Here is a 22,389-nt window from a genome sequence, read left to right on the forward strand (position 1 = left end):
CCGCAATTCGCGTCCTCTTCCCGGACCGGGACGAACGGGGCCGGATCGAGAAGAGGACAACCCGATTCCGAATACACTATGCCCCGAAAACAAAAAACCTTACGTATCATTGATACATAAGGATTTTGCTTCTTGTCTCCTTTTCTTTCAAAGGTTCTCCGAGCGGAAAACGGGACTCGGACCCGCGACCTCAACCTTGGCAAGGTTGCGCTCTACCAACTGAGCTATTTCCGCAAATATGCCGAAACTTTCGTTTCGGGACTGCAAATATAAACGGAAAAATTCATTCCGCCAAAATTTTCCGGGGAAAATTCCGGATTCCGCCGCCAAAGGCATGCTCAGAGCCATCCGGCCGTCAAATGCCGCGACTCACGGCGGCAGGGCCGCGGCAAAAACCGACACCGTGACCGCTTCCGGCCCGGCCATCTTCCGGCCCGAAATGCCGCAACCGGGACCCGCGCCGAAATTCGCGCCGAAACGCCCAAACAATCCGGTCCCCGGAAGGAGAAATCATTCGGCCGATCGGCCCGGAGCCCCGGCTTCACTTCCAGGCAGTTTCCGGGCAACATCCGGGCAACGAGCTCCCATCCCCTGACAACCGTCCGGAGAGGCCCTCTCCCCCTGTTCCAAACGACGGTTTCAGCGAATGCCATCGGACCGGAACACCCCGTCCTTCCGCCCGTCCGGACCAGACTCCCGGGAAACGGGGCCGTCCGCCTCGCCGGTCCGGCTTCCGTCCGGGAACAAAATCCTACGGAAAACGCAGATCTCCCGGCCCGGCCGAAAGGCCCGTTCCGAACCGGCTCCGCACCCATCCCGAATGCCTCTCGAAAAACAGACACCCCCGGCCGCAGGGCCGGAGGTGTCGCGAATTTATCCGGGAATCGGGCTCCCGCCGAAACCGGGACCGGATCAGCGGACCTTGAATCCCTCGTCGGCGCGGACCGGAATGGGCAGGCTCGCATAGTAACCGCTTTCGAGCTTGTCGCGCACCGACTTGAACGCCTCGAGCGTATAGTTCACGTCCTCGAGCGTATGGGCCGCCGTCGGAATCACGCGCAGAATGATCTCGCCCTTCGGGATCACCGGATAGACGACGATCGAACAGAACACGCCGTGGTTCTCGCGCAGATCGACGATCAGGTTCGTCGCCTCGGGAATGCCGCCCTTCATGAAAACGGGGGTCACGGGCGAATTCGTCACACCTATATTGAACCCGTTCTCCTTCAGACCGCTCTGCAATGCGCGGACGATCTCCCAGAGTTTCTGCTGGTACTCGGGGTGGTTGCGGATCAGCTCCAGACGCTTCAGCGCGCCGATCACCATGGGCATCGGGAGCGACTTGGCGTAGAGCTGCGAACGCATGTTGTAACGCAGCAGGTTGATCAGCCAGCGGGGGCCGCTCACGAATGCTCCGATGCCGGCCATCGACTTGGCGAAGGTGTTGAAAAGCACGTCCACGCCGTCCACCACGCCGAAATGCGAAGCCGTGCCGCGGCCGCCCTCGCCCATCGTACCGAAGCCGTGCGCATCGTCCACCAGCAGGCGGAACTGGAAGTCCTTCTTCAGCGCCACGATCTCGTCGAGTTTGCCCAGGTCGCCCTTCATGCCGAACACGCCTTCGGTGATGACCAGCACGCCGCCGTTCTGCTCCTCGGCCAGTTCGGTGGCGTGTTTGAGTTGCAGACGCAGCGAATCCATGTCGTTGTGGCCATAGACGAAGCGCTTGCCCTTGTGCAGACGCAGGCCGTCGATGATGCAGGCATGCGCCTCGGCGTCGTAAACCACCACGTCGCGGGGGGTGAGCAGGCAGTCGATGATCGACAGCATGCCCTGGTAGCCGAAGTTGAGCAGGAAGGCGTCCTCCTTGCCGACGAACTCGGCCAACTCGCGTTCCAGCCGCTCGTGGTATTTGGTCTGGCCGCTCATCATGCGCGCTCCCATCGGAGCCGCCATGCCGAACTCGGCGGCGCCTTCGGCATCGGCCTTGCGCACCTCGGGATGGTTGGCCAGTCCCAGGTAGTTGTTCAGGCTCCAGTTGAGCATCTTCTTTCCCCGGAACACCATGTGGGGACCGATCTCGCCCTCGAGTTTCGGGAAGGCGAAATAGCCGTGAGCGTACGACATGTACTGACCGATAGGTCCGCCCGCATTTTTTTCGAGGCGTGCAAAAATATCAACCATATTTATCTGATTTAATGTAATTTAACCTCCATTTTCGTTCGATTCGGACACACAAAGGCGCGAATCGAACCGATTCGGCAGTCAAAAGTAGCCGTTTTTTGTACCACGGGGATGCGTATTTATACTTATTTTTCGCCCCGGATACCGGACGGAGCGGCCCGCCGCGCAGCCGTTCCGCCCGGAGTGTTCCGCGAGGCGGGTTTTCCGGCGCTCCGGAGGACATATTCCGGGAATTTTCCCTATTTTTGCCGTATGACCTCACTCTATCACGACATCATCTTCGGCCCGGTGCATTCGCGGCGGCTGGGCCTCTCGCTGGGCGTCAATCTGCTGCCCACGGAGTCGAAACTCTGTTCGTTCGACTGCATCTACTGCGAATGCGGCTGGAATGCCGACCACCCCGGAGCGCGCCGGTTCAACGCCCGCGACGACGTCCGCCGCCTGCTCGGCGAGACGCTGCGCCGCATGGTGGACGCAGGCACGCCGCCCGACGTCATCACCTTCGCGGGCAACGGCGAGCCGACCATGCACCCCCGGTTCGAGGAGGTGATCGACGACACGCTGGCCCTGCGCGACGGGCTGTGCCCCGGAGCGAAGGTCTCCGTGCTCTCCAACGCCACGCAGCTCCACCGCGAGGAGGTCTGCCGCGCCCTGTCGCGGGTGGACAACAACATCCTGAAGCTCGACTCGGCGCTCGATGCGACCGTGCGCCGGATGAACAACCCGCAGAGCCCCGCCTATTCGGTCCGCGACACCGTCGAGCGGATGAAGCGTTTCGGGGGGCGCATGATCCTACAGACCATGTTCCTGCGCGGCGAGTGCGGCGGCGCACCGATCGACAATACCACCGAAGAGGAGGTCGCGGCATGGCTCGCCCTCGCGGACGAAATCCGCCCCCGGCAGGTGATGGTCTATTCGCTCGACCGCGACACCCCCTGCCAAACGCTCGAAAAGGTTCCCCGCGAGGAGCTGCTGGCCATCGCCTCCCGCGTCGAAGCCCTCGGCATTCCCTGCTCGGTCGCATGATCCGCTCCGTCACGATGGAAGCGCCCGCCGGCCGGGCGTTCGTTCCCGAACCGTTCCGATCTTCCGAAATTCCCCTGCCATGCAGATTCTGATCTCCTGCGCCAAGACGATGACCGGCACCGCCGCCGTCGCCGCGCCCCGCACGACCCGGCCGCTCTTCGAGGCGGAAGCTGCCGGACTGGCCCTCCGGCTGGCCGCGCTGCCCGCCGGGGAGCTGGAACGGATGCTGCGCGTGAACCCGCGCATCGCCGCCGAAAACCGCCGCCGCTACCTCGCCTTCCACGACGCACCGCAGCTCCCGGCCATCACCGCCTACACGGGCGTCGTCTTCAGACATATTGCCCCCGCGGAGTTCTCGCCCGCGGATTTCGCCTACGCGCAGGAACACCTCAGCATCACCTCGTTCCTCTACGGACTGCTCCGTCCGCTCGACGCCATCCGCCCCTACCGCCTCGAAGGGAGCGTCGCTCCGCCCGGCGAGGAGGCGCCGAATCTCTTCGAATGGTGGCGGGACCGGCTGACCGGACCGCTCATCGAGCGGGTCCGCCGCGACGACGGCGTGCTGGTCAATCTGGCCAGCGCCGAGATGAAACGGCTCTTCGACTGGCAGCGGGTCTGCCGCGAGGTGCGGGTCGTAACGCCCGAATTCCGCATCCGCGAAGGCAACCGGATGAAAACCGTCGTCGTCTATGCGAAAATGTGCCGCGGGGAGATGACACGCCATATCCTCCGGCATCGCATCGCGGACCCGGAGGGGCTGAAAACGTTCGAATGGGAAGGATTCCGGTTCGACCCGGAACGCAGCCGCGGCGACGAGCCGCACTTCACGCTGCGATAGGTCACCGCGTCTGATCGACGAACAGGAGCCGGTCGGTGTCGTACCCCCGGTCGGAGGCCAGCTTCAGAATCCGTTCCAGCGTCTCCTGCGGAAGCGACGGCGTGCGCGAAAGAATCCAGAGGTATTTCGGAGAGCCGCCGCCGACCAGCGCCCAGCCGTAGTCGTCGCCCAGCGCCAGCACGTTGTAGTCCGAATAGAAAATCCAGAAGAACGACACCCGCAGCTGCCCCGGCCTGCGGCCCGGACGGGCCCTGCCCACGGCTTCGCGGCGGCGGCCCGAGGCATCCGCGCCGCTATTGACGACTTCGATGCGGCCGGGTGCGAGAAGCCGGTATTCGGCACGCACCTCCTGCAGGCCCCGCTCGAAACGGTTGTCGTAACGGGCGATTTCGTACCACGTCCCCAGATAGCGTCCGAGATCGAACGACGAGACCGGTGCCGAGTCGATCCGCGCCGAACGGCTCATGCCGTAGGTCACCGCGGCCGCCATCAGCGCCACGAGCAGACAGATAATCACGATTTTCATACTCCGCGAACTTTTTCCGAAACGCCCCGCAGAATCCGTGCCGAAAGGGCGTCGCGTCACTTCCCGGCCGCCGCGAGCAGCGCCCGGAGGACGGCCTCCTCGTCGTATCCGCAAAGGGCCTGCAACTGGGCCGGCGTACCGTGTTCGACCCATTCGTCACCGATGCCGAGCGAACGGACCCGTACATCGTATCCCCCGGCGTTGAAGAACGCCGCGACGGCCTCGCCGACACCGCCGCGCAGGCAGCCGTCCTCGACGGTCACCACCCGCCTGAAGCGGCGGCCCGCCTCGTCGAGCAACGCCTCGTCGAGCGGCTTGACGAAACGCAGATCGTAGTGCGCGACGCGCACGCCCGCCTCCGCCGCACGCTCCGCGGCCCGGGCGGCGGCGTTGCCGGCCGTACCGACCGTCACCAGCGCCACGTCGGAGCCGTCGCGCAGGCGGCGTCCCCGCCCCACGGGCAGCTCGCGGAACGCCTCACCGCGCCACGGCAGCCCCTCGCCGCAGCCGCGCGGATAGCGGATCATGAAGGGATGCCCCGACCGGAGGGCCGTGTACATCAGATCACGCAGTTCGGGTTCGTTCATCGGCGCGGCAATCACCAGCCCCGGCACGGCGCCGAAGGCGGCCATGTCGAAGACTCCGTGGTGCGTCACGCCGTCCTCGCCGACCAGGCCGCCCCGGTCGAGGCACATCACCACCGGCAGGTCCTGGATCGCCACGTCGTGAATCACGTTGTCGTAGGCGCGCTGCATGAAGGTCGAATAGATATTGCAGAAGGGAACCATCCCCGCGGCGGCCAGTCCGGCCGAGAAGGTCACGGCGTGCCCTTCGGCGATGCCCACGTCGAAACAGCGGTCGGGCATCTCGCGCATCAGAATGTTCATCGAACAGCCCGACGGCATGGCGGGCGTGACGCCCACCACGCGGGCGTCGAGGCGGGCCAGTTCCAGCAGCGTCTCGCCGAAGACGTCCTGGTAGCGGGCCGGGCCGCCTTTCGGGGCGATCCGCTCGCCCGTGTCGGGGTTGAAGCACCCCGGGGCATGCCACACCGACTGATCGTGCTCGGCCGGAAGGTAGCCCTTGCCCTTTACGGTCATCACGTGCAGCAGCTTAGGTCCCTCGATGTCGTGCATCGCGCGCAGCGTCCGCACCAACTCCCCGAGGTTGTGGCCGTCCACCGGCCCGAAGTAACGGAAATTGAGGCTCTCGAACAGATTGCTCTTGTTGAGCACCCCCTGCTTGACGGCGTTGCCCGCCTGCTGGCACAGGCGCAGCAGACGCGGCGTATGCGACAGCAGGCCCCACAGCCGCTGCTTGAACCGGTTGTAGTGCACCGAGGTCGAGATCTTCAGCAGGTAGTTCTTCAGCGCGCCCGTCGCCTGGTCGATGGCCATGTGGTTGTCGTTGAGAATCACCAGCAGGTCGGTCCGCTTGCTGGCTCCGGCGTTGTTCAGCCCCTCGAACGCCAGGCCGCCGGTCATCGAGCCGTCGCCGATCACGGCCACGACCTTCCGCCGCTCGCCCCGCAGCTCGGCGGCCTTGGCCATGCCGAACGCCGCGGAGATCGACACCGAGGCGTGCCCGCCCCCGAAGGCGTCGTACTCGCTCTCGGCCATGCGCGGAAAGCCGCTAATGCCTCCCAGGCGCCGCTTGGTCCGGAACGCCTCGCAGCGCCCCGTGATGATCTTGTGGGCGTAGGTCTGGTGGCCGACGTCCCAGACGATCTTGTCCTCGGGCGTGTCATAGACATAGTGCAGCGCGGCGGCCAGCTCCACAGCGCCGAGGCTCGAGGCCAGATGGCCCGGATTGACCGCGCACTGGTCGATGATATACCGCCGCAGCTCGTCGCAATAGCGGCGCAACTCCTCCGGCGAGAGCTTTTTCAGATCGCGCGGCGAGGAGACCGTATGCAGCAATTCAAAGTTTTCCGCCATTTTCTGTTCACACGGGACGCGCGGCGCGCGCCCCGGACCGGGGTTATTCCTCGCAAAGATAGTGCAAGAGCGGCGCAATGCCAAATTTTATTCGGCGAATCGCCCGCACGGAGAAGAGCGTCCGGAAAGATCGGAACCGATTGCGGATTATTCCGAAAATTTTCCTATCTTCGCAATACGATAAATCGCCACGGACCATGAAATACAAGCGAATACTTCTGAAACTGAGCGGCGAATCGCTGCAGGGACGCGAGCAGTACGGGCTTTCGCCCGCCGTGCTGCAATCCTACGCCGAACAGATCCGCGATGCGGCGGCGGCCGGCGTACAGATCGGCATCGTCATCGGCGGCGGCAACATATTCCGCGGCCTCACGGGCGCCAAGCGGGGTTTCGACCGCGTGAAGGGCGACCAGATGGGAATGCTGGCCACGATCATCAACTCGCTGGCGTTGCAGTCGGCGCTCGAGGACAACGGCGTGAAGTGCAAGGTGCTCACGTCGATCCGCATGGAGCCCGTGGGCGAATACTACTCCAAGGCCCGCGCCATCGAGTACCTCGAGGCGGGTTACGTGGTGATCGTCGGAGGCGGCACGTCGAACCCCTACTTCACGACCGATTCGGCCGCCGCGCTGCGCGGCATCGAGACCGAGGCCGACGTCCTGCTGAAGGGCACGCGCGTGGACGGCATCTACACGGCCGATCCGGAGAAGGACCCCGCCGCCGTGAAGTTCGACGAGATCACCTTCGAGGAGGTGCTCGCCCGGCGGCTCAAGGTCATGGACCTCACGGCCTTCACGCTCTGCCGCGAGAACCGGCTCGAAATCGTCGTGTTCGACATGGACACCGCGGGCAATCTCGGCAGGGTACTTGCCGGAGAGGGAATCGGAACACGCGTAAAGCCGTAACGATGAAGACGATCCGAAAGAAGAGAAAAAGCGACCGGTCGCTCTGGATACTGCTGGCGCTGATCGCCATCGTCCTGGCCGTCATCCTGCTGCTGCCCTCGTGCGGCGGCCGCGCGGCGAAGGGCGGTACGACGGAAGAGGAAGCCGCCACGCTCGTCCGGGCGGGCGACGAGGCCCCCGATTTCACCGTCACGATGTTCGACGGCTCGCAGGTCACCCTCTCGGAGCTGCGCGGGAAGGTGGTCCTGCTGAATTTCTGGGCCACGTGGTGTCCGCCCTGCCGGAAGGAGATGACGCGCGTCGGGAAGGATATCATCGAACGCTTCGCCGGTCGCGACTTCGTCTTCCTGCCCGTATCGCGCGGCGAAGGGCGCAGCGCCGTCGGGGCGTTCCGCGAAAAGAACGGCTACGACTTCCCGATGGGGCTCGATTCGACGAAGGCCGTGTTCGGCCTCTACGCCTCGAATTACATTCCGCGCAACTTCCTGATCGACCGCGAGGGCAAGGTGGTCCTGGCCTCCGTGGACTACGACGACGAGGAGTTCGACGCCCTGCTGCGCGCCATCGAAAAAACGCTCGAAAATCAAACCCGATAGAGACTTATGGATACCAAGACGATTCTCAACGAAGCCTCCCTCCGCATGCAGAAGGCCATCGACCACCTCGAGGAGGAGCTGCTCAACGTGCGCGCCGGCAAAGCGTCGCCCAACGTGCTCAACGGCGTGATGGTCGATTATTTCGGCTCGCAGGTTCCCGTGTCGGGCGCCGCCAGCGTCACCGTGCCCGACGCCAAGACCATCCTGATCCAGCCGTGGGACAAGAACATGCTGCGCCCCATCGAGAAGGCGATCATCGACTCGAACATCGGACTGACGCCCTCGAACAACGGCGAGCAGATCCGCCTGTCGATCCCGCCCCTGACCGAGGAGCGCCGCAAGGACCTCGTGAAGCAGGTGCGCGGCGAGGCCGAAACGGCCCGCATCTCGCTGCGCAACGCCCGCCGCGATGCCGTGGAAGCCTTCAAGAAGGCCCAGAAGGAGGGTATGCCCGAGGACGAATCGAAGGACGGGGAAACCCAGTCGCAGAAGCTGCTCGAAAAGTTCACGAAACTCCTCGACGAGGCGATCGCGAAGAAAGAGAAGGAGATCATGACCGTGTGACGCGCAACCGCACGCACCGCGAAAAAATCCGGCCCCGGCATGAATCGGGCCGGATTTTTTCATATATTTGCCCGACCCAACCCTTTCGACGTCATGAGAAACCTGCTTTGCAAAGCCGCGCTGCTCCTGCTCCTCGCACCGCTCGCCGGGCCGCAGCGCGCCGCCGCCCAGGGATACGTGAAACTCAACGCGCTCTATGCGCTGGTAGGCGTGGTGAACCCCTCGGTGGAGTTCGCCGTCTCGCCCAAATCCACGTTGCAGACCGACATCGTCGTCTCGCCCTGGAAGTCGATCGACAGCAAACACATGCTCTTCGCGATCTTCATGGGCGAATACCGCCGCTACTTCAAGGAGCACAACCGCGGCTGGTACCTGGGAGCCAACCTCGGCATGATGGCCTTCGACATGTCGAAACCCTACATCGAGAACTGGTCGCTCAAGTTCGAGGACCGCTACTGCAAGGGTTACGGCATGATGATCGGTCTCTGCGTGGGCTGGGAACGCCAATTGGGCGAACGGTGGCTGCTCGACGCCTTCCTGGGCTGGTCGTGGATGGACAGCCACTACAACGGTTACAGCTTCGACGGCGAGATCGACATGCACCCCCACCGGCCGGTGCAGCCCGAGCATCCCGACCCGTTCAACGGCTCGTCGGAATGGTATCCCAACAAGATCGGCGTCTCGATCGGCTACCGCATCTTCAAACCCCGGGAGCGGTGACCGCCGCCGCACGAATACCGTAGCGGGAGGCCCCTCGGGACCTCCCGCTACGTTTTCACCGGCCGTCGGAACGGGCAGCTCCTGTCCGTGCGCCTTCCGCCCCCACCGCCGCGATCCATGCCGCCAGTTCCTCGAGCACTTCGGGGGCCACGGTCACGCCGATCGTCTCGTATTCGGAGACGTCGCCCGTCGTGCAGGGTTGGAACAGATGGTTCAGTCCCCCGTACTCCCGGACGGTCAGCCGCTCCGAAGAGGCGAGCAGCCGGCGGATCGCCCCGAGATTCTCCGCGGCGTCCACCTGCCGGTCGAGCGATCCGTTGAGCGCCAGCACGGGGCGGCCGCCCGCACGAGCGATCGCCTCCGACGGATCGAAGGTCAGGAAACGGTAAACCCACGCATTCGAGGCGGCTTCGTCGAGCAGCGCCAACAGCCTCTCCCGGACGGGCCGCGGCAGCGACACGGCCGGCTCCGCGGCCGCAAGACGGGCCTTCACCTCCCCGCACTCCGCCGCCAGACGCTCCTGCGGACGTTCCCGGACCTCCGCATAAATCCGCTCCAGCAGCGAACAGCACGCCTCCGTCAGGGCGGCATCGAACCCCTGCAACTCCATCGCCCGGCGGTTCTGCCGGAGACTCGCCCGGTCGCCCCGGACGGCCAGCCCCGCCATCGACACCACGAACGCCACCCGCGGCTCCTCCGCAGCAGCCAGAAAGGCGACCGTCCCGCCTTCGCTATGGCCCAGAATCCCGACCTGCGGCGAACCGGAACCTACCTGTGCACGCAGGAAGTCGAAGGCCCCCAGCGCGTCGAGCGCGAAATCGGCCGTCGCGGCACGCTCCAGCAGACGCCGCCGCTCCTCCTCCGGCACACCGAAGCCGCGGTCGTCGTAACGCAGCACGGCGATCCCGCGGCGCGTCAGGAAATCGGCGATCACCAGGAAAGGCTTGTGGCCGAACACCTCTTCGTCGCGGTTCTGCTGCCCGCTTCCGGTCACCAGCACCACGGCGGCCGCAGGACGCTCCCCGGCGGGCAACGTCAGCGTACCGCGAAGCGTCACGCCCTCCGCCCGGCTCGGAAACGACACCTCGCGGCTCACATAGGGATAGGGCGGCCGCGGCTCCTGCGGCCGGGCGGTCGCAGCCGGATCGCGGCGTCTGAGCAGCAGCGAGAAATCCATCCCGCCCTGCCGGAACACCCCGACAAGCATATCTCCGGGCAGCAGCGCGCCCCGGTAGGAGGCCTGCAACGCCGCAACGCCGAAGACGACCTCCGAACCGCCGACGGAGACCGAATCCACGGGAATTCCCCGCACACCCTGATCGGGGCTGTCCAGCACGGCCTCATATCCCCGCTCCGAAGCGGAAACGCGGAACAGCAGCCGCACGCTGCCGCCATTGACGGAGAGCGCACCCTCCCACACGCCGGCAAAATCCTGCGCCGCGGCGCAGAGCGGCACGAAACAAAACGCGAAGAGAACGAACAGTCGGGATCTCATGGATACGGTATTTTTCCGGGGCCGCGACGATGCGGCCCTTTTCGCAAAGATAGAAAAAAACGCCGGACATGCGCCGGACCGCCGGAATTTCCGACCGGCATCCCGCCTCCGGCACGCCCGAAATCTCCGAACGGCCCCGATGCGACCGGAAGGGCGGGAACGGTCGTGACGGCCCGGACCGACCGGAAAACGGTGCAACGGAACGGCGACTCCGACCGGCCCTCGTGCCGCCCCAGAACGAAAAAGCGGGAGATCCCGAAGGACCTCCCGCCGGCGACCCGGATCGACCGGGCGGCGATTATTTCAGTTTCGGACCGGCAGCCACGAGCTTCTTGCCCTCCTCGTTGCCGGTGAACTTCGTGAAGTTCTTGACGAAGCGACCTGCGAGGTCCTCGGCCTTCACGTCCCAATCCTTGGCACTCTTGTAGGTGTCGCGCGGATCGAGGATCTTGGGATCCACACCCGGCAGAGCGGTCGGGATCTTGAAGTCGAAGATCGGCAGCGTCTTGGTCTGGGCCTTGTCGATCGAGCCGTCGAGGATGGCGTCGATGATGCCGCGCGTATCCTTGATCGAGATACGCTTGCCCGTGCCGTTCCAACCCGTGTTCACGAGGTAGGCCGTAGCGCCCGACTGCTGCATGCGCTTCACGAGCTCCTCGCCGTACTTGGTGGGGTGCAGCGACAGGAAGGCGGCGCCGAAGCAGGCCGAGAAGGTCGGCGTGGGCTCCGTGATACCGCGCTCCGTACCTGCCAGCTTGGCCGTGAAACCGGAGAGGAAGTAGTACTTCGTCTGCTCGGGAGTCAGGATCGAAACCGGAGGCAGCACGCCGAATGCGTCGGCCGAGAGGAAGATCACCTTCTTGGCGGCCGGAGCCTTCGATACGGGCTTCACGATGTTGTCGATATGGAAGATCGGGTACGACACGCGGGTGTTCTCCGTCACCGACTTGTCGGCGAAGTCGATCTTGCCCTTCTTGTCCACCGTCACGTTCTCCAGCAGGGCGTTGCGGCGGATGGCGTTCCAGATGTCCGGCTCGTTCTCCTTCGAGAGGTTGATGACCTTGGCGTAGCAGCCGCCCTCGAAGTTGAATACGCCGTCGTCGTCCCAGCCGTGCTCGTCGTCGCCGATGAGCTGACGCTTCGGATCGGTCGAAAGCGTGGTCTTGCCGGTTCCCGACAGACCGAAGAAGATGGCCGTCTCGCCCTTCTCGTTCGTGTTGGCCGAGCAGTGCATCGAAGCGATGCCCTTGAGCGGCAGCAGGTAGTTCATGTAGGAGAACATACCCTTCTTCATCTCGCCGCCGTACCACGTGTTGATGATCACCTGCATCTTCTCGGTGAGGTTGAACACGACGGCCGTCTCCGAGTTCAGGCCGAGCTTCTTGTACTCCTTCACCTTGGCCTTCGAGGCGTTGAGCACCACGAAGTCGGGCTCGCCGTAGTTCTCCAGTTCGGCGTCCGTCGGACGGATGAACATGTTCTTCACGAAGTGAGCCTGCCAGGCCACCTCCATGATGAAGCGGATCTTCAGACGCGTGTTCTCGTTGGCGCCGCAGAAGGTGTCCACCACGTAGAGCTTCTTGCCCGACAACTCCTTCGAAGCGATCTTCTTCAGCTCCTTCCACGCAGCCTTCGTCACGGGCTTGTTGTCGTTCTTGTACTCGTCGGAGGTCCACCAGATCGTATCCTTGGTGGTCTCGTCCATCACGAAGAACTTGTCCTTGGGCGAACGGCCGGTATAGACGCCCGTCATCACGTTCACGGCGCCCATGTCGGTCAACTGACCCTTCTCGAAGCCGCGCAGGCCTTTCTTGGTCTCCTCACGGAACAGCTCGTCGTACGAGGGATTGTACACGATCTCGGTCACGCCCGTGATCCCGTACTTTTTCAGATCCATCTTGTCCATAGCAATTGATATTTAATTAGAAATCCACTCTCTTTCCAACGTCGCACGCCGCACTTCCGTATGTGCGGAATCCGACGGCACAAAGGTAGAAAAACTTTTATTCTTGTGAAAAGAATAACAGTAAAAATTACGAAAAATATTTATTATTTTTTCCAATACGCATATAGGTTTAACCTGCAAATACATACGCAGGTCGCCCCGGCCCGCGAGGGGCGGAATCCGCCCCCTCGTCCGCAAACGCCCCGCCGCCCACGGTCCGCGCCATCCGCCGGAGCAGGATGGTCCGGAAGGCGCGACCGCCCGCACGGCGGTGCGGAAGAGAGCGAAACACCCGGAAAAGACGGACCGGACGGAAACGGACCCGGAGGAAATCAGGAGGAAACGGCAACAGGATCCGGAATTTTTCGTTATCTTTGGTAGCTATGGCCGGTCTTTACTTCCATATTCCCTTCTGCAAGCGCGTCTGCGCCTACTGCGACTTTTACAAGAGCGTCGAACTGGACCGCATGGAGCCGCTCGCGGAGGCGATGCGCCGCGAACTCGAAGCGCGCCGCGACTATCTGGGCGGCGAACCTGTCCGCACGCGCTATTTCGGGGGCGGCACGCCGTCGCTCTGTCCGCCGGAGACGATCGGAGGGCTGCTGGCCCGTGCCGCGGAGCTGTTCGACTGCTCGGCCGTCGAGGAGACGACCCTCGAAGCCAACCCCGACGACCTCACGCCGGCATACCTGGAGGCGCTCCGCCGGACCGGCATCGACCGCCTCTCGATCGGCATACAGTCCTTCGACGACGCGTGTCTGAAGCTGATGAACCGCCGCCACACGGCGGCGCAGGCCGCCGAATCGGTGAGACGGGCCCGGGAAGCCGGGTTCGGGAACCTGACGATCGACCTGATCTTCGGCGTGCCGGGATTCGGCGGCGACACGCTGCGGCGGTCGCTCGACACGGCGCTGGCGCTCGGCCCCGAACACATTTCGGCATACCATTTGACGATCGAACCCGCGACGACCTTCGGACGCCGCGCCGCGCGGGGCGACTTCGCGCCGGTGGAGGAGGAGGTCAGCGAAGCGGAGTTCGGCCTCGTGCACGATACGCTCACCGCCGCGGGATACGAACACTACGAGGTTTCGAATTTCGCCCGCCCGGGATTCCGCGCCCGCCACAACGCCGCATACTGGCACGGCGCGAAGTATCTGGGCATCGGCCCCGCCGCCCACTCGTTCGACGGGCGGGAACGTCACTGGAACGTCGCTTCCGTTACGCAATACATCGGGGGCGCCGAACCCGGAAGCGAAACCCTTTCCGAACGGGACCGCTTCAACGAATACCTCCTCACGCGGCTGCGCACCGCCGAAGGAATCGGCCTCGCCGAGACCGAAGCGCTGTTCGGGGCGGAACGGACCGCGCGGATCGTCCGGGAGGTCCGCCCGTGGACGGAGACGGGCGCGGCCGAAATCCGCGGAGGACGGCTGGCTGTTCCGCCCCGGCGCATGCTGCTGTCGGATGCGGTGATCGAAACGCTTTTCGAAACATAACAGCCGGCGCAACCAAGTGAAACAGAAACGTTAAGTTATTATTAAATATTTTTAATAAGATCGGATTCGGATTGTTTTTATAAATATAAGTATTACCTTTGCCCCCGAATTCAGCCCGTTTCAGCACATACAAGTAAAGAAAAGAATATGAGCAACGCAAGACTCGCTCCCGACTTCCTGTTCGAGGCAAGCTGGGAGGTATGCAACAAAGTAGGCGGCATCCACACCGTCATCTCGACCAAGGCCCAGACCGTGACCCGGAAATTCGGGGACCGCTACATCCTGATCGGCCCCGACCTCTCGCACGAAGGGACGAATCCCGAATTCGAGGAGGACCAGACCCTGCTCAAAGCCTGGCGTCAGGCGGTCTATTCGGAGGGCCTGCGCATCCGCATCGGCCGCTGGAAGATCAAGGGCGAGCCGCTGGCCGTACTGGTGGACTTCACCTCGCTCATCCCGCGCAAGGACGAAATCCTCACCAAGCTCTGGGAGAGCTACCACGTCGATTCGCTCTCCGGGCAGTGGGACTACATCGAGCCGGTGCTCTTCGGCTACGCCGCGGGCACGGTGATCGCCTCCTACGTCAAGACCTTCTGCTCCTCGACCGAAAAGATCGTCGCCCACTTCCACGAATGGATGTCGGCCGCCGGAGGCCTCTACCTGCGCAAATACGCCCCCTACGTGGCCACGGTGTTCACCACGCACGCCACGGTCATGGGCCGCTGCATCGCCGGGAACCGCCTGCCGCTCTACAGCGACCTCGCGAAGTTCAACGCCGACGAACTGGCCCGCCAGTTCAACGTCACGGCCAAGCACTCGATCGAGAAGACCGCCGCGGCGAACCACGACGCCTTCCTCACCGTGAGCGACATCACGGCCAACGAATGCAAGTTTCTCCTGGGCCGCGAACCGGACGGCATCACGCCCAACGGTTTCGAGAACGACTTCGTATGGACCGGCGAGGAGTACTACGCCAAGCGCGACGAGGCCCGCAAGGCCCTGATCGCCGTAGCCGAGGCGTGCCTGGGATGCAGGTTCGCCTCCGAGCCGCTGATCGTCGGGACCAGCGGCCGCTACGAATTCCGCAACAAGGGCATCGACGTGTTCATCGAGTCGCTCAAGAAGCTCGCGGCGTCGGACAAGCTCCGGCGCGAGGTGCTCGCCTATATCACCGTGCCGGCCGGCAACCGCGGCCCGCGCCCCGACCTCCAGGCCCATCTGGCCGATCCCGCGCAGCCCATCGACCCGGCACAGTACGCCCACTCGACTCACCTGCTGGAGAATCCGGCATGGGACCCGATCGTGAACGCCCTGAAGGACAGCATTCTCACGACGCCCGAATCGAAGGTGAAGGTGATCTTCGTGCCGACCTACCTCAACAGGGCCGACGGCATCTTCGACAAGGACTACTACGAACTGCTCGCGGGCATGGACCTGACGGTCTTCCCCTCCTACTACGAGCCGTGGGGGTACACGCCGCTCGAATCGATCGCCTTCTCCGTGCCGACGATCACCACGACGCTGGCCGGCTTCGGCATCTGGGCCGAAAAGCACCGCGAGCACGCCGGCGTGGAGGTGATCCGCCGCGACGACTACAACGACCGGGAGGTGGAGGAGCAGATCGCCGACGCGCTGGTGCGCTTCGCCGCGCTCGACGACAAGCACGTGAACGAAGTGCGCGTCTCGGCCGCCGACCTCTCGGCCACGGCGCTCTGGGAGCACCTCTACCCGGCCTACGAGCAGGCCTATTCCGAGGCGGTCGAAAGCTCCGTCGTGCGGACCAACCGCGCCGTGCTGGACGACGGGGGGTCGAAGACCGAACAGATCAACTTCGTGCGTCAGCAGCTTTTCGTCGAAAAGCCCAACTGGAACCGCATGATGGTCGATAAGACGCTGCCCAAACGGCTGCACGCCCTCGAGGAGCTGTCGCGCAACCTCTGGTGGAGCTGGAATCCCGGCGCCCGCGACCTGTTCGAAGGCATCGACCCCGCCCTGTGGGCCGCTTCGGACCGCAACCCGATCGCCTTCCTCGACAAGCTGAGCGTCGAACGGCTCAAAGAGCTCGAGCACGACCCGAACTTCCTCGCGCAGCTCGACGCCGTGCACACGCAGTTCCGCGACTACATGAACGAAAAGCCCGACCCGAAGACCACGACGATCTCCTACTTCTCGATGGAGTACGGACTCCATTCGTCGCTGAAGATCTATTCGGGCGGTCTGGGCATCCTGGCCGGCGACTACCTCAAGGAGGCTTCGGACAAGAACGTGCCGATGGCCGCCGTGGGCCTGCTCTACCGCTACGGCTACTTCACGCAGCGGCTCTCGGCCCAGGGGGCGCAGGAGGCCACCTACGAAGCGCAGAACTTCTACAAGCTGCCCATTTCGCCCGTGCGCGACGACGCCGGCGGCTGGATGACGGTCACCATCGCCTTCCCGGGCCGCACGCTCTCGGCGCGCATCTGGAAATGCCAGGTGGGCCGTACGGACCTCTACCTGCTCGACGCCGACTTCGAGGCCAACCTCGAGGAGGACCGCCAGATCACCTACTACCTCTACGGCGGCGACTGGGAGAACCGCCTCAAGCAGGAGATCCTGCTGGGCATCGGCGGCATCCGCGCCCTGCGCAAGCTGGGCGTCCGGCACGACGTCTATCACTGCAACGAGGGACACGCCGCCTTCATCGGCATCGAGCGCATCCGCGAAATGATCAACCACCGCAGGCTCTCCTTCTCGGAGGCGCTGGAGGTCGTGCGCTCGTCGTCGCTCTTCACGACGCACACCCCCGTTCCGGCCGGACACGACGCCTTCCCCGAGCCGATGATCCGCCAGTACATGTCGCACTATCCCGACGTGCTGGGCATCACCTGGGAGCAGTATATCAACCTGGGCAAGACCAACCCCAACGACCCGAACGAGAAGTTCTCGATGTCGGTGCTGGCCTGCAACCTCTCGCAGGAGGTGAACGGCGTGTCGTGGCTCCACGGCGAGGTATCGAAGGACATTCTGGGCAACATGTGGCCCGGCTACTTCAAGAACGAGCTGCACATCGGCTACGTCACCAACGGCGTGCACTTCCCGACGTGGATCGCCACGTCGATGCGCCGCCTCTACGCCCGCTACTTCGCCGACGGATTCGAGGGACACACCTACGACATCCCCGCCTGGCAGAAGGTGAACGCCGTCCCCGACGCCGAACTCTGGGGCGAGCGCATGAAACTCAAGGACAAGCTGATCCGCCATATCCGCAAACGGTACAGCGACCCCAGCCAGGTGCGGCTCGAATCGCCGGCCCAGATGCTCCGCATCATCGAGGGCATCAAGCCCGAGGTGCTGACCATCGGCTTCGCGCGCCGCTTCGCCACCTACAAGCGCGCCTACCTGCTGTTCACGAACCTCGACCGGCTGTCGGAGATCGTCAATAACAAGGAGCGCCCCGTGCAGTTCATCTTCGCGGGCAAGGCCCACCCCAACGACAAGCCCGGGCAGGACCTCATCAAGCGGATCGTCGAGGTGTCGGCCATGCCGCAGTTCGTCGGCAAGATCATCTTCCTGCAGAACTACGACATGGAGCTGGCCCGCCGCATGGTGCAGGGCGTGGACGTGTGGCTCAACACCCCCACCCGGCCGCTCGAAGCCTCCGGGACGTCGGGCGAAAAGTGCGTGATGAACGGCGTCATGCAGTTCTCCGTGCTCGACGGCTGGTGGGTCGAAGGCTACAAGGAGGGCGCCGGATGGATGCTCCCCATGGAGCGCACCTTCTCCGAGCAGCGCTATCAGGACGAGCTCGACGCCGAGATGATCTACAACACCATCGAGGAGCAGATCGCCCCGAAATACTACGCCCGCGACGCGCAGGGCACGCCGCACGAGTGGGTGGCCTCGATCAAGAAATGCGTGGCGGAGATCGCCTCGAACTTCACCACCAACCGCATGCTCACCGACTACGAAAACCGCTTCTACGACAAGCTCGCCGCCCGCAAGCGCGAGCTGTGCGCCGACACCTACCGCCTCGCCCGCGAGATCGCGGCGTGGAAACGCAAGGTCTCGGCCGCCTGGGACGAGGTGCGCGTGGTGGACGTCGAGCGGGTGATGATCGACAAGGAGGCCGTCTGCGTGGGCGAGAAGTACCACTTCGCCGTGACGGTGGACGTGGCCAACCTGCGGCCCGAGGACATCGGCGTGGAGATGGTCGTGGCGCAGCAGATCGTCGGAGGACAGTCGGTGAACGTCACGCGGACGATCCAGCTCGCGCGGACCCGCGTGGAGGGCCGGCAGGTGACCTATGCGCTCGACTACACGCCCGAGGAGACGGGCACGTACGACGTGGCGCTGCGCGTCTATCCCAGCAATCCGCACCTGCCGCACCGCATGGACTTCGCACTGGTGAAGTGGGCATGACGCACCCGGCATGAAGTATGGTAAAAAAGTGTGAAATTTCGATCCGCCGGTTGCAAAATCCCGAAAAATCGAATATCTTTATAAGACGAACCGTATTTTAAAGCATATGTCAGCACTTACCTTCGACAAAAGCGAATTGGGAAACCTGGAGTACTCGCTCCAGCGGGAGATGCTCGCTACGGACCGTATAGGCGGCTACATGAGTACCACCATCGTCTGCTGCAACACCCGCCGATACCACGGATTGATGGTCGCCCCCATCGACGACAGCGGCAGGACCTACGTCCTGCTGTCGTCGCTCGACGAGACGGTCATCCAGCACGACCAGACGTTCAACCTGGCCCTGCACCGCTTCCCGGGAGTGTACGAACCGCGCGGACACAAGTATATCACGGACTTCGAATACACGCCGACCCCGACGATCACCTACCGCGTGGGCGGCGTGATCCTCCGCAAGGAGATGCTGTGGATTCACAAGCGGACGCAGTTGATGATACGCTACACGCTCGTGGACGCCCACTCCGAGACCCGGCTGCGGCTGCGCCCGTTCCTCGCCTTCCGCGACAAACACGCGCTGACGCACGCCAACATGGAGGCCGACGGGCACTCCTACCCCGCGGTGAACGGCGTGAAGTGCCGCCTCTACGGCTCGTTCCCGTGGCTCTACCTCCAGACCAGCAAACCCGGCACGGAATTCGTTCCGGCCCCCGACTGGTACTACAACTTCGAATACCTGCAGGACCTCGCCCGCGGCTACGAGGGGCACGAGGATCTGATGACCACGGGCTACTTCGAAACGGAGCTGAAGAAGGGCGAAAGCATCATCTTCTCGGCCTCGCTCGACGAGATGGGTTCGACGAAGACCATCGAGGAGGTATTCGCCGCCTCGATCGCACGCCGCACGCACAAGATCGACTTCCTGAGCTGCCTCGAGCACTCGGCGCGCCAGTTCGTGATCCGCCGGCCGGGCGGCCGCACGGAGGTCATCGCAGGCTATCCGTGGCACGGCGTCTCGGGACGCCAGAGCTTCGTCGCCCTGCCGGGAATCACCCTGCTGCAAGAGCACAAGGAGGACTGCATCGACGTCCTCGACACCGAAGTGCGGAACATGCGCGACGGCATGTTCGCCGCAACGGCCTCGGCGGCCGTCGCGGCCGACGCCCCGCTGTGGTTCTTCTGGACTCTCCAGCGGCTCGGCGGGACGATCGGCGACGAAGCGGTGTGGAACCGCTACGGAGGCGCGATGAAGGAGGTGCTCGAAGCCTACCGCCGGGGTATCGCGGGACGGGTCGCCCTGCACGGCAACGGGCTCGTATGGGCGTCGTCCGACGAGATTCCCCTGACGTGGATGAACTCCATGATCGGCGGCCGGCCCGTCACGCTGCGCAACGGCTATCAGGTCGAGGTCAATGCCTTGTGGTACAACGCCGTCCGTTACACGCTCGAACTGGCGCGCAGTCAGGGCGACAAAGCCTTCGTCAAGGCGTGGGAGGCTCTTCCGGAGCGCATCGAAAACGCATTCCGGGAGCTGTTCGCCCTGCCCGAAGGCTATCTGGCCGACTACGTGGACGAGACGGGGCCCGACAAGAGCATCCGCCCGAACATGATCCTCGCCTGCAGCCTGCCCTACAAGCCCGTCGATGACCGGATGCGGATCGACGTGATCCGCACCGTCCGCCAGCATCTGCTGACGCCCAAGGGTCTGCGGACGCTCTCGCCCCGCAACCCCCTCTACCGGGGTTCGCAGGAAGGTACGCCCGAGGAGCGGGACTTCGCGTCGAAGAACGGCTCGGTATGGCCCTGGCTGCTCTCCTTCTACGTCAGGGCCTGCTTCGACATCGACGGGGACTCGTTCCTGCCGCAGGCCGAGGAGATTCTGGCGAACTTCGAGGAGGACATCCAGTCCTACGGCATCGGTTCGATCGGCGAACTCTACGACGCCGATCCTCCCTATGCGGCGCGCGGCGCGATCTCGCAGGCGTGGAGCGTAGGCGCGGTGCTCGAGATTTACCACATGGTGCTCACGCGCCGTCCCGCCCCGGAAAAGACGAAGGGCTCCGCAACGCGGAAAACGGCGGCGAAAGCCGGAAAGACAACGGAGAAGGCCGCCAAGACCCCCGGAAAGCCGGCAAAGGACACGGCCGCGAAAGCGGCAACCGCCGGGAAATCAGCCGCGAAAACCGCCGAGAAGAGCGGGAAGAAGGCTGCGGAACCGGCCGCAGGAAAAGCCCGGAAAGCGACGGCGCCCTCCGGCGGGACGAAGAAAAAAACGATGAAATAAGCAACGACAAGCCCGGGCGCACAAAGGATTGTGACGGACGGCGCCCTTCCCCGGACGGGAAGGACACAGAGAGGGACCTGATCCCGGAGCGCGGCAAACGCGCGCGAAAGGATCGGCGCGCGCAGGCGGCATAACAACAAATTATTCGATATGAGAGTTTTAATGTTCGGTTGGGAGTTTCCGCCCCATATTGCGGGAGGGTTGGGAACGGCCTGCTACGGAATGACCCGCGGGCTGGCGCGCAACGGCGTGGACGTCACGTTCGTCGTGCCCCACGCCTACGGCGACGAGGACCAGCGTTTCACGCGCGTGGTGAACGCCAGCGACGTGGAGGCCCTGTACGGTTCGACCGGAAGCGGCGCGGACGACGTGTTGAGCCGGATGGCGTTCATCCAGATCGACTCGAACATGGTCCCCTACATCTCGCCCGAAGAGTACGATGCCTACCACGAAAAATACGTGAAAACGGGCCAGACGACCTGGACGACGGCCGACCCGTGGAAACAGCGCTACACCTTCTCGGGAAAATACGGCGCCAACCTCATGGAGGAGGTCGCCCGTTACGCCGTGGTCGCCGCACAGGTGGCCCGCGACCTGGAGGGGCAGTTCGACGTGATCCACGCCCACGACTGGCTCACCTACTACGCCGGAATCGCCGCCAAACGCGTCTCGGGCAAACCGCTGGTGGTGCACATGCACGCCACGGAGTTCGACCGCAGCGGAGAGAACATCAACACGCAGGTTTACGCCATCGAGCGCGCCGGCATGGAGGCCGCCGACCGGGTGATCGCCGTCTCGAACCTCACGCGCAGCATCGTCATCAACCGCTACGGCATTCCGGCCGGGAAGGTCGTGACGGTGCACAACGCCGTGCGCTTCGCCGAGCATGCGGGCGCCGCGCCCGAACGCGGCGTGAAGGACAAGATCGTGACGTTCCTCGGCCGCATCACCTACCAGAAAGGCCCCGACTACTTCGTCGAGGCGGCCGCCAAGGTGCTCAGGCGCATCCCGAACGTGCGCTTCGTGATGGCCGGCTCGGGCGACATGATGAATCATGTGATCCGCCGCGTGGCACGGCTCGGCATCGCCGACCGCTTCCACTTCACGGGCTTCCTGCGCGGCGAGGACGTGCACAAGATGTTCCAGTTGTCGGACGTCTATGTCATGCCGTCGGTCTCGGAGCCGTTCGGCATCTCGCCGCTCGAAGCCATGCGCTCGAACGTCCCGGTCATCATCTCGAAACAGAGCGGCGTGGCCGAGGTGCTCGACTACGCCGTGAAGGTGGACTACTGGGACGTGGACGCCCTGGCCGACGCCATCTTCGCCCTCATCGAATACCCCGCGCTGGGCAAAATGTTCGCCTCGAAGGGGCTGGAGGAGGTGACGAACCTCAAGTGGAACGACGCCGCGGCGAAAATCAAGACGGTCTATGAGACCGCTATCGAAGAGAATCAGAAAAAAACAAAATAACACCACCC

The 22,389-nt window shown here is 63.9% G+C and carries 15 protein-coding genes and 1 tRNA gene; 10 read left to right on the forward strand and 6 right to left on the reverse strand.

The window, feature by feature from the left end; translation table 11 throughout:
* Window positions 1–161 precede the first annotated feature (161 nt).
* Window positions 162–234, reverse strand: a tRNA-Gly gene (locus tag KB554_RS10050).
* A gap of 678 nt (window positions 235–912) precedes the next feature.
* Complete coding sequence (locus KB554_RS10055; RefSeq protein ID WP_141428495.1) at window positions 913–2,184, reverse strand: pyridoxal phosphate-dependent aminotransferase family protein; 1,272 nt, start codon at window positions 2,182–2,184, stop codon at window positions 913–915.
* A 252-nt stretch (window positions 2,185–2,436) separates the two neighbouring features.
* Between KB554_RS10055 and KB554_RS10060 the strand changes: the two genes are divergently transcribed.
* Both KB554_RS10060 and KB554_RS10065 read left to right on the forward strand, forming a co-directional pair.
* Window positions 2,437–3,210, forward strand: a complete 774-nt coding sequence (locus KB554_RS10060) for a radical SAM protein (RefSeq protein WP_211035915.1) — start codon at window positions 2,437–2,439, stop codon at window positions 3,208–3,210.
* Window positions 3,211–3,289: 79 nt separating this feature from the next.
* Window positions 3,290–4,048 (forward strand): YaaA family protein, encoded by a 759-nt coding sequence (locus tag KB554_RS10065; protein ID WP_211035916.1) that lies wholly within the window; start codon window positions 3,290–3,292, stop codon window positions 4,046–4,048.
* Window position 4,049: 1 nt separating this feature from the next.
* Here KB554_RS10065 and KB554_RS10070 read toward each other — a convergent pair whose 3' ends face one another.
* On the reverse strand, window positions 4,050–4,574 hold the full coding sequence (locus KB554_RS10070) for a lipocalin family protein (RefSeq protein ID WP_232522845.1): 525 nt from the start codon (window positions 4,572–4,574) through the stop codon (window positions 4,050–4,052).
* Window positions 4,575–4,630: 56 nt separating this feature from the next.
* The gene (dxs, locus tag KB554_RS10075) at window positions 4,631–6,511 is read right to left on the reverse strand and encodes a 1-deoxy-D-xylulose-5-phosphate synthase (protein WP_211035918.1); all 1,881 of its coding nucleotides are present in this window, start codon (window positions 6,509–6,511) and stop codon (window positions 4,631–4,633) included.
* 197 nt (window positions 6,512–6,708) lie between these two features.
* On the opposite strand from dxs, the gene pyrH reads away from it, so the two are divergent.
* The 4 genes from pyrH to KB554_RS10095 all read left to right on the forward strand — a co-directional run bounded on the left by pyrH (window position 6,709) and on the right by KB554_RS10095 (window position 9,296).
* On the forward strand, window positions 6,709–7,416 hold the full coding sequence (gene pyrH / locus KB554_RS10080; RefSeq protein ID WP_141428491.1) for a UMP kinase: 708 nt from the start codon (window positions 6,709–6,711) through the stop codon (window positions 7,414–7,416).
* A gap of 2 nt (window positions 7,417–7,418) precedes the next feature.
* On the forward strand, window positions 7,419–8,012 hold the full coding sequence (locus tag KB554_RS10085) for a TlpA disulfide reductase family protein (protein ID WP_211035920.1): 594 nt from the start codon (window positions 7,419–7,421) through the stop codon (window positions 8,010–8,012).
* A 6-nt stretch (window positions 8,013–8,018) separates the two neighbouring features.
* Window positions 8,019–8,576 carry a ribosome recycling factor gene (gene frr / locus KB554_RS10090; RefSeq protein ID WP_141428489.1) on the forward strand — a complete coding sequence of 186 codons (558 nt, stop codon included), beginning with the start codon at window positions 8,019–8,021 and terminating at the stop codon, window positions 8,574–8,576.
* A gap of 93 nt (window positions 8,577–8,669) precedes the next feature.
* Window positions 8,670–9,296: a DUF3575 domain-containing protein gene (locus KB554_RS10095; RefSeq protein ID WP_141428488.1), complete on the forward strand. Its 627-nt coding sequence runs from the start codon at window positions 8,670–8,672 to the stop codon at window positions 9,294–9,296.
* A gap of 55 nt (window positions 9,297–9,351) precedes the next feature.
* Here the strand turns inward: KB554_RS10095 and KB554_RS10100 are convergent, their stop codons facing one another.
* Window positions 9,352–10,791 (reverse strand): alpha/beta fold hydrolase, encoded by a 1,440-nt coding sequence (locus KB554_RS10100; protein WP_211035922.1) that lies wholly within the window; start codon window positions 10,789–10,791, stop codon window positions 9,352–9,354.
* A 298-nt stretch (window positions 10,792–11,089) separates the two neighbouring features.
* Window positions 11,090–12,697, reverse strand: a complete 1,608-nt coding sequence (pckA, locus tag KB554_RS10105) for a phosphoenolpyruvate carboxykinase (ATP) (protein ID WP_141428486.1) — start codon at window positions 12,695–12,697, stop codon at window positions 11,090–11,092.
* A gap of 422 nt (window positions 12,698–13,119) precedes the next feature.
* Here pckA and hemW point away from each other — a divergent pair, with 422 nt between their 5' ends.
* From hemW to KB554_RS10125, 4 genes are all read left to right on the forward strand, one after another.
* Window positions 13,120–14,232 (forward strand): radical SAM family heme chaperone HemW, encoded by a 1,113-nt coding sequence (hemW, locus tag KB554_RS10110; protein ID WP_211035924.1) that lies wholly within the window; start codon window positions 13,120–13,122, stop codon window positions 14,230–14,232.
* Between the two features lie 147 nt (window positions 14,233–14,379).
* Complete coding sequence (glgP, locus tag KB554_RS10115) at window positions 14,380–18,630, forward strand: alpha-glucan family phosphorylase (protein ID WP_211035927.1); 4,251 nt, start codon at window positions 14,380–14,382, stop codon at window positions 18,628–18,630.
* 106 nt (window positions 18,631–18,736) lie between these two features.
* Window positions 18,737–20,911 carry a glycogen debranching enzyme N-terminal domain-containing protein gene (locus KB554_RS10120; protein ID WP_211035929.1) on the forward strand — a complete coding sequence of 725 codons (2,175 nt, stop codon included), beginning with the start codon at window positions 18,737–18,739 and terminating at the stop codon, window positions 20,909–20,911.
* A 150-nt stretch (window positions 20,912–21,061) separates the two neighbouring features.
* Window positions 21,062–22,381, forward strand: coding sequence for a glycosyltransferase family 4 protein (locus KB554_RS10125; RefSeq protein ID WP_317129388.1), 1,320 nt, complete (start codon window positions 21,062–21,064; stop codon window positions 22,379–22,381).
* Window positions 22,382–22,389 lie beyond the last annotated feature (8 nt).

This window comes from Alistipes sp. Marseille-P2263 (genome assembly GCF_018101075.1).
In the GTDB taxonomy this organism is placed as follows: domain Bacteria; phylum Bacteroidota; class Bacteroidia; order Bacteroidales; family Rikenellaceae; genus Alistipes; species Alistipes dispar.